General features: G+C 70.8%; 7 protein-coding genes. 6 read left to right on the forward strand and 1 reads right to left on the reverse strand.

From position 1 onward, the window contains the following. Positions 1-36 precede the first annotated feature (36 nt). Positions 37-3,594, reverse strand: coding sequence for a ThuA domain-containing protein (locus PVK37_RS20650; protein ID WP_275029224.1), 3,558 nt, complete (start codon positions 3,592-3,594; stop codon positions 37-39). A gap of 472 nt (positions 3,595-4,066) precedes the next feature. On the opposite strand from PVK37_RS20650, the gene PVK37_RS20655 reads away from it, so the two are divergent. The 6 genes from PVK37_RS20655 to PVK37_RS20680 all read left to right on the forward strand — a co-directional run bounded on the left by PVK37_RS20655 (position 4,067) and on the right by PVK37_RS20680 (position 12,400). After that, on the forward strand, positions 4,067-5,578 hold the full coding sequence (locus tag PVK37_RS20655; protein WP_275029225.1) for a sugar ABC transporter ATP-binding protein: 1,512 nt from the start codon (positions 4,067-4,069) through the stop codon (positions 5,576-5,578). Continuing rightward, positions 5,575-6,549 (forward strand): ABC transporter permease, encoded by a 975-nt coding sequence (locus PVK37_RS20660; protein ID WP_275029226.1) that lies wholly within the window; start codon positions 5,575-5,577, stop codon positions 6,547-6,549. Before PVK37_RS20655 ends, PVK37_RS20660 begins: the two co-directional genes overlap by 4 nt. 2 nt (positions 6,550-6,551) lie before the next feature. Then, positions 6,552-7,541 carry an ABC transporter permease gene (locus tag PVK37_RS20665; protein ID WP_275029227.1) on the forward strand — a complete coding sequence of 330 codons (990 nt, stop codon included), beginning with the start codon at positions 6,552-6,554 and terminating at the stop codon, positions 7,539-7,541. Positions 7,542-7,555: 14 nt separating this feature from the next. After that, positions 7,556-8,740 carry a substrate-binding domain-containing protein gene (locus PVK37_RS20670; RefSeq protein ID WP_275029228.1) on the forward strand — a complete coding sequence of 395 codons (1,185 nt, stop codon included), beginning with the start codon at positions 7,556-7,558 and terminating at the stop codon, positions 8,738-8,740. A gap of 6 nt (positions 8,741-8,746) precedes the next feature. Further along, positions 8,747-9,598 carry a sugar phosphate isomerase/epimerase family protein gene (locus tag PVK37_RS20675; protein WP_275029229.1) on the forward strand — a complete coding sequence of 284 codons (852 nt, stop codon included), beginning with the start codon at positions 8,747-8,749 and terminating at the stop codon, positions 9,596-9,598. A gap of 399 nt (positions 9,599-9,997) precedes the next feature. Further along, positions 9,998-12,400: an RICIN domain-containing protein gene (locus PVK37_RS20680; RefSeq protein WP_275029230.1), complete on the forward strand. Its 2,403-nt coding sequence runs from the start codon at positions 9,998-10,000 to the stop codon at positions 12,398-12,400. The last annotated feature ends 2 nt before the right edge of the window (positions 12,401-12,402 follow it).

A 12,402-nucleotide genomic window follows, 5' to 3' on the forward strand; every position in this document is an offset into this window, starting at 1 on the left:
CTGCGGTCACCGGGCGTCCTTCGGACGCCGGTCACCTCAGGCCGCGGTGAACCGCCACTGCTGGTTGGTGCCGCTGTGGCAGGTCCACTGCACCAGCCGCGCGCCGTCGCTGGTGGCGGCGCTGTTGACGTCCAGGCAGAGCCCGCTCTGGACGTTCTTCACCGTGTACACGCCGGTGGTGCCGGTCGCGGTGACGGTGAACTTCTGCTGGTTGCCGCTGGCGCAGGTGGCCTGCTGCAGGAAGGCGCCCGCGGCGGTGGAGCCGCCGGTCACCTCGGCGCACTTGCCGCTGTGCACCGCCTTCAGCTGGACCGCGCCGTTGCCGGCGTCGACCGCCTGCCACTTCTGGTTGTTGCCGCCGGTGGCCGCCCACTGGTGGATCTGGGCGCCGTCGGCGGTGGAGTTGCCACTGACGTCCATCAGCTTGCTGCTGTGCTGCGCGGTGAGCGTCCAGGTCTTACCGGCGATCCCGCCCGGGTTGCCGGGATTGCCGGGGGTGCCGACCCCGGCCCCGCCGAAGGTGTGCGAGTCGAGGTCGAACCAGTTGTTCGAACTGCCCTTGAACACCAGGTAGAGCGTGTGCGACCCGGCCAGCGGCGTGACGTTGACCGGTGGCGTGGACTGGTAGTTGTCCCAGCCGCCGGTGCTGGGCACCGGCGTGGTGGCCAGCACCGTGCCGGTGGGGGAACCGGCCCGCAGCTCGATGGAGCCGCCACCGCTCGGCGAGGACAGCCGGTAGCTGACCGTGCTGATGCCGGACAGGCTCATCGGGTTGAACGCGATCCAGTCGTTGTTGGAGATGTCGCCGACGCGCTTGGTGCTCTCCGCGCCGGCCTGGTCGACGACCCGGATGCCGGACTGGCTGGAGAAGTACTCGGCCTGCTTGTGCTTCGGCTGGAGGATCACCGACGCGTAGCCGGTCAGTGGCGGCGCGCCGCCACTGCCGCCGTTGTCGGTGTAGCGGGCGTTGAGCACGTAGTACAGGTTCGCGCCGTCGGGGTGCCCACCGAGCAGGTCGGTGGGGATGGTGCCCGAACAGCCCGGGTACTCCGCGGTCTCGTGCTGGTGGTCGTCGTGCCCGAGAGCGGGGTTGACGAACACCTTGGTGCAGTCGATCGCCGCGCCACCCGGGTCGGAGACGGTGACCGTGTACGACACCTGGTCACCGAAGGTGAGCATGCCGCCGTTGGCCGGGGTGGTGATGGTGACCACCGGCGCGGTGTTGCCGACGGTGATCTGCACGTTGGCGAAGCCGGACTTGCCGGTGTTGTCGGTGACCTTGAGCTGCGCGGTGTAGCTGCCGTTGGCGGTGTAGGTGTGCGACGGGTTGGCCGCCGTGGAGGTGCCGCCGTCACCGAAGGTCCACTGGTAGCTGAGCGTGTTGCCCGGGTCCGGGTCGGTCGTGCCGGCGCTGCTGAACTGGACGGTCAGCGGCGCGTTGCCGCTGGTGGGCGTCCCGACGGCCTTGGCGATCGGGGACCGGCCGCCCTGGATGTAGTCGATCCGGTAGAGGCCGGAGTCGTTGTTGCCGCCGCCGAAGTTGCTGCCCCACTCGAGCAGGTACAGCGAGCCGTCCGGCCCGAACTCCATGTCCATCGGCTTGTTGAAATTGCCGGCGGGCAGGAACGCGTTGGTGCGGGTCACCGCCGTGGCGGAGTCGAAGTGCACCTCCTTGACGTAGTTGCGGGCCCACTCGTAGAAGAAGTGCACCCCGTCGTAGTACGGCGGGAACTTGGTCGCCGACGGGTTGTTCGCGTCGTACCGGTAGACCGGTCCGCCCATCGGGGCCGAGCCGCCGGAGCCCAGCTCCGGGAAGGTCGGCGAGGCGCCGTAGCCGTACCAGACGTTCGGCGCGACGATCGGCTTGAGGCTGGTCAGGCCGGTGTTGTTGGGCGAGTTGTTGACCGGCGCGGCGCAGTTGAACTTCGCCCCGACCACCCCGGTGTCCGGGTTGTACGGCGCGTACGGCTGGTTGTCGCCGTGGCAGAACGGCCAGCCGTAGTTGCCGGGGGTCTTGATGACGTTCAGCTCGACGAGCCCTTCCGGGCCACGGTTGGTGGTCGGCGGGTTCCGGTCCGGGCCGTAGTCGGCCAGGTACACCCAGCCGGTGGCCGGGTCGATCGAGAAGCGGAACGGGTTACGGAAACCCATCGCGTAGACCTCCGGCCGGGTCTGCGCGGTGCCCTGCGGGTACAGGTTGCCGGTCGGGATGGTGTAGCCGCCGCCCGCCGAGGGACGGATGCGCAGCAGTTTGCCGCGCAGGTCGTTGGTGTTGCCGGCGGTGCGGGCCGCGTCCAGGTACGACTTGCCGGACCGCCAGTCCAGCGGGGCGTAGCCCTGCCAGGCGGGGTCGAGGTTCGGCGGGGTGTCGTCCCCGGTGCCGATGTAGAGGTTGCCGTCCGGGCCGAACTCGATGTACCCGCCGGTGTGGCCGGGCTCGGGGTACGTCCGGCTGCGGTACGCCGGGATGTCGATGATGGTGACCCCGCTGGACGTGTTCAGGGTGTCACCGGTGAGCGTGTAGCGGGAGACCCGGTTGATGTCGGTCGTGCTGCTGGCCGGTGAGTGGTACAGGTACACGTAGCCGTTGCTGGCGAAGTTCGGGTCCAGGGCCAGCCCGGTGAGGCCGTCCTCGCCGCCGGTGTAGACGCTCAGCGTGCCGGCGGTGACGGTGGTGTTGGTGGCCGGCTTGAAGATCTTCACCTGGCCGGCCCGCTGGACGTAGATCACCCGTCCGTCGGGGGCGACGGCCAACGCCATCGGGTCGGCGGTGTTGTCGTCCAGGGTGCGCTTCTCGAAGTTGCCCCAGACGGTGCCGCCGCAGTCACCGGGGGCGTTGCCGGCGGCCCACCGGACCCCACCGAGGACGTGGTTGCGGAAGTGGGTCTCGCTGTAGGACGCCGCCGCGTGGCCCATCGCGGTGGTCCAGACCCGGCCGCCGCTGACCGCGCGGCACCAGGAGATCGGGTGGTCCGGCCCCATCGCCCGGGAGCCCGGGTTGTAGGTGCGTTCGTCGGCGGTGACCAGGACGTGCACGTCACCGCGCGGGTTCTTGTCGAAGTTGTACCACTCCTCGCTGCGGTTCCAGCGGTCCGGCAGGCTGGCCGTCGACGGGTGCTTCTTGTCGGCGACGATGGCGGTGCCCGGCAGTACGCCGGGGGAGTGTTCCGGCATGTGCGCGCCGGCGTTGACGGTCTGGTCCCACCACGGGTACTCGGCTTCGATGCCCATGTCGGTGGCGTTGTGGATGGCGACGATGCCCTTGCCGCTGGCGAGGAAGCCCTCCACCGCCTGGCGTTGGGCCGTCGAGGTCCAGACCATTCCGGAGGTCTGGAACATGATGAGCACGTCGAAGGTGGCGAGGTTGGCCGGGGTGAAGACAGCCGAGTCCTCGCTGTGTACGACCTCGAAGTTGTTCTCCGCCGCCTGCTGCTGGAACATGGTGACCCCGGCCGGGATCGAGTCGTGCCGGTAGCCGGTGGTCTTGGTGAACAGCAACGCGCGGAAGGCCGGGGCGGCCGAGGCCGGGGGCACGAGCGCGAGCGAGAGTAACAGGCCCACGATCGTACCGATGATCAGTGTGCTGCGACGCATGCCGTCTCCTCTGTCGGCGGGGGTGGGGGTAGCGGCCACTGGACGTGGAGCAGCCGCACCGCACCGGTGCCGGCGGGCCCGGTCCGCCGTGGGTGCTGGTGTCGTGCTCGTCGAGCCCCCTGCCGTCCGCCGCGACGGCAGTCAGTTGCGAAGGTCGTGACACAGCGTTCGTGGCTGCGTCCCGTCCCGGTGGTCTGCGCGGCCAGCATGCGCTATATAGTGATAGCTGTCAATGTATGCTGTTGGTGCCGTTTGTCGGTCCGGGTCGGAGGTTCCCGGGCAGGCGCTGATCACGGGATTGCGAGCACCCATCCAAACATCTATCTTCATACGTGTTATGTCTCCCGGGAGCAACCGGAAGTTCGGGTGGTCGGGGAAGAAAGTTTGCGGCTATCCGCCAAGTGACGCTTTCTTCGCCGACCCGGCCGGCTCGGCACCCCGGTCCACCACCCGTCGCCGTAGGGATCCCGCCATGTCCTCCGACCCGCCGTCCGCGCTGCTCACCCTCCGGGGGATCGGCAAGTCCTTTCTCGGGGTACGGGTCCTCGACGGTGTCGACCTCGACGTCGCCCCCGGCGAGGTGCACGCCGTGGTGGGCGAGAACGGCGCCGGCAAGTCCACCCTCATGAAGATCGTGTCCGGCGGGTACGCGCCCGACGCGGGCAGCCTCACCTTCGCCGGCACCCCACGCACGTTCCGCGGCCCCCGGGACGCCCAGCAGGCCGGGATCGGCATCATCCACCAGGAGTTCAACCTCCTCCCGGAACGCACCGTCGCGGAGAACGTCCACCTGGGACACGAACCCGTGCGCCGGGGCCTCGTCGACCGCCGGGCGATGCGCGGGCGGACCGCGGACCTGCTCGCCTCGATCGGGGAGAGCACGCTGCCGCCCGACGCCCGGGTGGGCCGACTCGGCGTCGCCCAGCAGCAGGTGGTCGAGATCGCCAAGGCGCTGGCCCTGGACGCCCGACTGCTCATCATGGACGAACCCACCGCCTCGCTCGCCGACCACGAGGTCGAGCTGCTCTACCGGCTCGTCCGGCGACTCCAGGAGCGCGGCATCGGCCTGCTCTACGTCTCGCACCGGCTGACCGAGGTCTTCGACCTCGCCGACCGGATCACCGTGCTCAAGGACGGCCGCCGGGTGACCACCGCACGCGCCGCCGACACCGGCGTCGACGAGGTGGTCCGGCACATGGTCGGCCGGGAGCTGACCCACTACTACCCGGACCGGGCCGCACCCGGCGACCGGGGGCCGGTCCGGCTGACCGTCCGCGCCGGGGGCAACCGCCGGCTGCGCGGCGTCGACCTGGAGTTGCGTGCCGGCGAGGTGCTCGGTGTCGGCGGGCTCCAGGGCTCCGGTCGGTCGGCGCTGGCCCGCGCCCTCTTCGGCGCGTCGCCGTTCACCACCGGCCAGGTCACCGTCGACGGCGCGCCGGTGCGGCTGCGCTCGCCCCGCGCCGCCATGCGCGCGGGCATCGCCTACGTCACCGAGGACCGCAAGGGGGAGGGCATCCTCGGCCGCCAGTCGGTGCTCGACAACGGGCTGCTCGCCAGCCGGGCCCTCCGGCCGACCTGGACCGGCCGCGCCGCCCGGACCGTACGGCTGCGCGAACTGCTCGCCGCGGTCGAGGTCCGCGCCGCCGGGGACGACCAGGAGATCCGGTTCCTGTCCGGCGGCAACCAGCAGAAGGTCGTGCTGGCCCGGTGGCTCGCGCTCGCACCGCGGATCCTGCTCTTCGACGAGCCGACCCGCGGCATCGACGTGGGGGCCAAGTCGGCGATCCACGACCTCGTCCGCCGGCTCGCCTCGGACGGCGCGGCGGTGCTGATGATCTCCTCGGAGCTGCCGGAACTGCTCGGCATGAGTGACCGGATCGTCGTCATGCGCGACGGACGGGTGGCCGGCGAACTGCCCGCCGGCGCGTCCGAGGAGGAGGTCCTCGGCCTCGCGGTCGGGACCGTCCGGGAGGCCGCCGCGTGAACACCACGCTGACCCTGCCGACCCGGCGGCCCGTACCGGGCGTCTTCGTCGCCCTGGCCCTCACCCTGGCGATCGGCTGGCTGGTCGTCGCGCTCGACGGCGGCCACCTGTTCAACCAGTCGACGACGGTGAGCCTGCTGCACGTCGCCGCCGGCCTCGGTCTCGTCGCCGTCGGCCAGACCCTGGTCGTTCTCGGCGGCTCGCTCGACCTGTCGGTGGCGTACGTGGTCAGCCTCAGCACCCTGGTGGCCGCCGAGACGATGGCCGGCAGTAACGGCCGGCTGCTGCCGGCCGTCGGCCTGGTGCTCGCGGTCAGCGCCGGGATCGGGCTGCTCAACGGGGTGCTCGTCACCAAGCTGAAGGTCAACGCCTTCATCGCGACCCTCGGCGTCGGGCTGCTGCTCAAGGGCTACCTCGACAACGGCTACGACGGACCGGCCGGCGAGACCGCCCCCGCCCTGGTACGCGGCCTCGGGTACCAGCGCATCGGGCCGGTGCCGGTCTCCTTCCTGCTGCTGCTCGCGGTCGCCGGGGCGGTCTGGTTCGCGCTGGCCCGGACCCGCTTCGGCCACCACCTGATCGCCGTCGGCGGGGATCCGGAGGTCGCCCGCCTCTCCGGGGTCCGTACCGACCGGGTCCTGGTGACCGCCCACGTGCTCTGCTCGCTCTGCGCCGGCCTGGCCGGGATCTACCTGGCCAGCCGGCTCGCCTCCGGCGCGCCCCGGGTCGGCACCGAGGGACTGTACGACCTGGAGTCGATCGCCGCGGTGGTCCTCGGCGGCACCGCCCTCGCCGGTGGACGCGGCGGGGTCGTCGGCACCGTCGGCGGGGTGCTCCTGCTCGCCAGCATCGACGCCATCTTCAACCAACTGGAGGTGGACGCCTTCGCCAAGCAGGTGGTCCGCGGCGTGATCATCATCGCGGCGGTGGCCGTCCACGCCCGGCGGACCCTGCGCAGGGAGGCGTCCTGACCATGCAGCTCACCGAAGACCGCCACCGCCCCCTGCGGCCGGCCCGGTGGCGTCCCCGCCCGGGTGGCGTCGCGCCCATCGTCGGGCTCCTCGTACTGCTGCTGGTGCTCGTCGCGATCCGGCAACCCGACTTCCTCGCGCCGCCGTCGCTGATGTCCTTCCTCGGCCGCTCGGCACCGCTCGTGCTGCTCGCCGCCGGCCAGTACTTCGTCATCGTGTCCGGTGAGTTCGACCTCTCCGTCGGGTCGCTGGTCACCGCGCAGGTCGTCGTCGCGGCCCGGCTGATCGACAGCGATCCGTCCCGCACCTGGCCGGTGGTGGCGCTGCTGCTCGCCGGCGGCATGCTCGTCGGGCTGGTCAACGGACTGGTCACCACCCGGCTGCGGGTGCCGTCGTTCATCACCACGCTGGGCATGTTCCTGATCCTGGTCGGCGCGGTCTACCTGTGGTCCGACGGGGCCCCGAAGGGCGGGCTGTCCGAGGAGTTCCGTCGGTTCGGCCGGCGGGCCTTCGAGGACGTGCCGGGCCTCGGGCGGGTGCCGTACGCGCTGCTGGTCCTGCTGGTCGCGGCGACCCTCGCCGTGCTGCTGATGCGCTCCGACTTCGGGCGGACCCTGGTCGCCGTCGGCGACAACCCGCGCACCGCCGAGCTGAGCGGGGTACGGGTGTGGCGGACCCGGACCGTCGCGTTCGTCCTCAGTGGTCTCGCGGCGGCGCTCGCGGCGATCCTGCTCGGCGGGTACAGCGGCGTGTCCTTCCAGGCGGGCGCCGGTCTGGAGTTCGGCGCGATCACCGCCGTCGTGCTCGGCGGGGTGGCGCTGGGCGGCGGTCGCGGCTCGGTGGTCGGCGCGATGCTGGGCGCGTTGACCCTGGAGACGCTCTTCGTGCTGATGAACTTCTACGGCGTCTCCGGCGCCCTCAGATCGACCGTCCAGGGCGCGATCATCCTGGCCGCCGTGGCGGTCTCGGGCCTGCGCTCCTCGTCCAGGTAAAGGGGAATCACCGTATGAGACGTTCCATCACCGCGCTGGCCGCCGCCACCCTGCTGGTGCTCGCCGGCTGTGCCACCGACGAGCCGGGCGCGTCCCCGTCCGGCGGCGCCTCCGAATCCGCCGGACCGGGCACCGGCCAGCAGTCGAAGTTCTTCGTGCAGGCCGACTACGACAACGAGCTGGCGCTGCTCGACGCCACCCCGACCGGGCCGGCGGACAAGCCGTGGGAGCAGGCGCTGAACCCGACGATGGCGCAGACCACGAAGTTCAAGAAGGCCGGACCGCACAAGATCTGCTTCTCCAACGCGGCGCTGAACAACCCCTGGCGGCAGGTCGGGTTCAAGACCATGCAGGCCGAGGTCGAGGCGCAGCGGAGCCGGATCGCCGAGTTCGTCCACGTCGACGCCGAGGGCAAGGACCAGAAGCAGATCGCCGACATCAACGACCTGCTCGGCAAGGACTGCGACGCGCTCATCGTCTCGCCGAACACCACCGCCACCCTCACCCCGGCCGTGGAGGCGGCCTGCCAGCAGGGGCTGCCGGTGGTGGTCTTCGACCGGGGCGTCGACACCACCTGCCCGGTGACCTTCATCAACCCCATCGGCGGGTACGGCTTCGGCCACGTCGGGGCCGAGTTCGTCAGCCAGCGGATGAAGCCCGGCGGCAAGCTGCTGGCCCTGCGCATCCTGCCCGGCGTCGACGTCCTGGAGACCCGCTGGTCGGCCGCGAAGCTCGTCTTCGACAAGGCGAAGGTGGACGTCGTCGGGGTCGAGTTCACCGACGGCGACCCGGCCAAGACCAAGAAGATCGTCGACGACTACCTCCAGCGGTACGGCACCATCGACGGTGTCTGGATGGACGCCGGAGCGGTGGCCGTGGCGGCGGTCGAGGCGTTCCAGGACGCCGGCAAGCCGGTGCCGCCGATCAACGGGGAGGACCAGCTCGACTTCCTGAAGCTGTGGAAGGACAAGGGACTCACCGCCGTCGCCCCGACCTACCCGACGTACCAGTGGCGTACCCCGATCATCGCGGCGCTGCGGGTCCTCGACGGCGAACCCGTGGCCAACCCCTGGAAGCTGCCCCAGCCGACCATCACCCAGGAGAACCTGGACCGGTACGTCGACCCGGGGATGCCGCCGCTGCACTACGCCATGTGCGGCTGTACCGACCTGCCCGGCTACCCGCAACGCTGGAAGTAGCCGTCGGTGTACGACATCGGCGTCAACCCGTGGGTGTGGGCCTCGCCGGTCGACGACCGGGCGCTCGCCGAGCTGGTTCCCCGGATCGCCGCGTTCGGATTCGACGCGGTGGAGCTGCCGATCGAGCGAACCGGTGACTGGGATCCGGTCCGGACCCGTGACCTGCTCGCCGCGCACGGCCTGACGGCGGCCGCCGTCTGCGCGGTCACCCCGCCCGGTCGGGACCTGGTGGTCACCACCCCGGACGTGGTGGACGCGACCGTGGCGTACCTCAAGGGCTGTGTGGACGCGGCGGCGGCGGTCGGCGCCGGCTGCGTCGGCGGTCCCGTCTACGCGGCGGTGGGGCGGACCTGGCGGATGTCGCCGGCCGAGCGGGCGGCCTGCTACGCGCAGTTCCGCCGGTCGCTCGCGCCGGTCGCCGAACACGCCGGGGAGCGGGGGGTGAGCATCGGTGTGGAGGCGCTCAACCGCTACGAGACCAGCGTGGTCAACACGATGGAACAGACCGTCGAGCTGATCGACGGCCTGCCGTCGAGCGTCGGGATCATGATCGACACGTATCACATGAACATCGAGGAGACCGACCCGTACCTGGCTCTCGCCCTGGCCGGCCGGCGCATCAAGCACGTCCAGGTCAGCGGCACGAACCGGGGCGCGCCCGGGTCGGACCACTTCGACTGGTCGCGCTTCTTCGCCATGCTCGGCACGACCGGTTACCGGGGCGCGGTCTGCATCGAGTCGTTCACCGGCGAGAACGAGACCATCGCGACCGCCGCGTCGATCTGGCGTCCCCTCGCCCTGTCGCAGGACCACCTCGCCATGGACGGCCTCAGCTACCTGCGGCAGGTCCTGCGCTGACGGGCCGCCGGACTCTCCCTGGGGGAGGGTCCGGCGGTCGGTCCCATCCTTGCCAAGACATCATTCGTATGATGAAATTCGTGGCAGTCGGGTCACTTGTTCACCGTGGCGGGCAAGCCGCGGTTCGACTCCCTCCGGGTCGTCGTACGACCGGGTCCCGCCCCGGCGGAACGGTCGGCTGGGCGACCGAGGCCGGCAGCGTTCCGCGTCCCACCCGACGGCATCGACCAACCCCCGTCGGACATCCCATCGACCGGTCGCCCTCCGGGCCCGGGGAAACCGCCCCGCCGCAGGCGGCCCCCGAGCCCGACCGGCGCGCGTCCCGTCGCCGGATGCCCGTGGCTGCGGCCACCACCGCCCGACCCCACCCACCACCACACCCGAGTTAGGAGTACCTCCGTGTCCGTACCCTCCCATCCCACCGCGCCCCGGCGCGTGTGGTCCGCCGTGGCCGCGGCGGCGTTGACCGCCGCGGCCACCGTGACCGGAGTGGTCACCGCGGCCGGTCCCGCCTCCGCCGCCACCACGACGCTGTACGCCGCACCCACCGGCAGCGGCACCACCTGCTCCGCCGCCCAGCCCTGCTCGCTGACCGGCGCGCAGACCGCCGTCCGTTCCCGGATCGCCGGAATGACCGGCGACATCGTGGTCGAACTGGCCGACGGGGTGTACCGGCTCACCGCCCCGCTGCGGTTCACCGCCGCCGACTCCGGCGCCAACGGGTACCGGGTGGTGTGGCAGGCCGCCACGTCGGCCCGCCCGGTGATCAGCGGTGCCCGGCCGGTCACCGGATGGTCGCTCGTGGACTCCGCGAAGAACATCTGGCGGGCCAACGTCGGCGCCGGGACCGACACCCGGCAGCTCTACGTCGACGGTGCCATCGCCACCCGGGCCCGTACCCAGGTGAACCGGGCCGACTTCACCCCCAGCAGCACCGGGATGCGATTCAGCAGCAGCGCGCTGAACTACCTGAACAACCTGGCCAACCAGAACCGCGTCCAGATGGAGAGCGTCGGCTCGTTCACCGACCGGTACGTGTCGGTGCAGAGCATCAGCGGCGGCATGATCACCATGCAGCAGCCCGGCTGGAGCAACAACAACTTCGGGTACGACACCTTCACCAGCCCGCACCGGGCCGGCCCGCTCTACCTGACCAACGCCTACGAGTTCCTCGACGCGCCGGGGGAGTGGCACCTCGACCCGGGCACCGGCGCGCTGTCCTACATCCCCCTGGCCGGGCAGAACATGACCAGCGTCAGCGTGGAACTGCCGACGCTGCAGTCCCTGGTGAGCGTCGGGGGCAGCTACGACGCGCCCGCGCACCACCTGACGTTCAGCGGGATCACCTTCACCGGCACGAGCTGGCTGGCGCCCAGCGGCAACCAGGGCTACGTGGACCAGCAGACCGGCGCGTACATCGTCGGCAACTGGAGCTGGCCGAGCTTCACCTCCTGCCACAACGGCTGCCCGCAGTTCGAGGCCACCCGGCCGAACTGGGCCCAGTCGCCGGCCGCCGTGCAGGTCTCCGCGGCCAACAACGTCACCTTCACCGACTCCCGGTTCCTCAACCTCGGCCAGACGGCCATCGGCATCGGCAACGACGCCAACGCCCACACCAGCGGGGTCGGGCTGGGGGCCAGCAACATCACCGTCACCCGGTCCGAGATCGCCCGCAGCTCCGCCGGCGGCATCGTCGTCGGTGGGGTACGGGCCGACGCCCACCACCCCAGCGACCAGCGCATGGTCAACCGGGACATCACCATCAGCAACAACCGCATCCACGATCTCGGGGTGGAGCACCGGGGCATCGTCTCGGTGCTGACCACCTACGTCACCAACGCCACCATCTCGTACAACGAGGTCTACAACATGCCGTACACCGGCATGTCGATGGGGTACGGCTGGGGCGCCAACGACGCCGGCGGCAGCAACCACTACGCCGACCGTGGGCTCTACAACTACCAGCCGCGCTACTCCACGCCCACCACCGCGGCCAACAACCGGATGATCGGCAACTACGTGCACGACGTGATGCAGCAGATGAACGACGGCGGCTGCATCTACACCCTGTCGGCGAACCAGGGCGGCCTGATCAGCGACAACTACTGCCTCCGGACCAACGGCTACTTCGGGGTCTACTTCGACGAGGGCTCCCGGTACTGGACCGCCCGCACCAACGTCTTCTCCGCCACCGGCACCTGGGCGACGGCCAACTACTGGTTCGCCGAGAACATGGGCAACTTCACCGTCACCAACAACTGGTCCACCAACGGCAGCACCAACGTCACCAACGGCGACCGGGGCAACGTCGTCAACGGCAACGTCACCGTCACCAACGGCCAGTGGCCGTCGGGGGCCCAGGCCGTGATGGCCGCCGCCGGGCCGCAGGGCGGCACCACACCTCCGCCCGCGCAGAGCACCCGGATCGTCGGCGGCCAGTCCGGCCGCTGCCTGGAGATCGGCGGGTCCAGCACCACCAACGGCACCCAGACGCAGCTCTGGGACTGCACCGGCGGCACCAACCAGACCTGGACCTACACCGCCGGCAAGCAGCTGACGGTGTACGGCACCAAGTGCCTGGACGCCTCCGGACAGGGCACCACCAACGGCACCCAGGCCATCATCTGGGACTGCAACGGCCAACCCAACCAGCAGTGGAACGTCAACAGCAACGGCACCATCACCGGCGTCCAGTCCGGACTCTGCCTCGACGCCAGCGGCAACAGCACCGCCAACGGCACCAAGGTGCACCTCTGGGCCTGCCACGGCGGCACCAACCAGCAGTGGAGCCTGCGCAACTGACC

It is taken from the genome of Micromonospora cathayae (assembly GCF_028993575.1).
GTDB lineage: Bacteria > Actinomycetota > Actinomycetes > Mycobacteriales > Micromonosporaceae > Micromonospora > Micromonospora cathayae.

Coding starts and splice junctions, on each gene's coding strand:
- PVK37_RS20650 (WP_275029224.1), bottom strand. CDS start 3,594: ATGCGTCGCAGCACACTGATCATCGGTACGATCGTGGGCCTGTTACTC.
- PVK37_RS20655 (WP_275029225.1), top strand. CDS start 4,067: ATGTCCTCCGACCCGCCGTCCGCGCTGCTCACCCTCCGGGGGATCGGC.
- PVK37_RS20665 (WP_275029227.1), top strand. CDS start 6,552: ATGCAGCTCACCGAAGACCGCCACCGCCCCCTGCGGCCGGCCCGGTGG.
- PVK37_RS20670 (WP_275029228.1), top strand. CDS start 7,556: ATGAGACGTTCCATCACCGCGCTGGCCGCCGCCACCCTGCTGGTGCTC.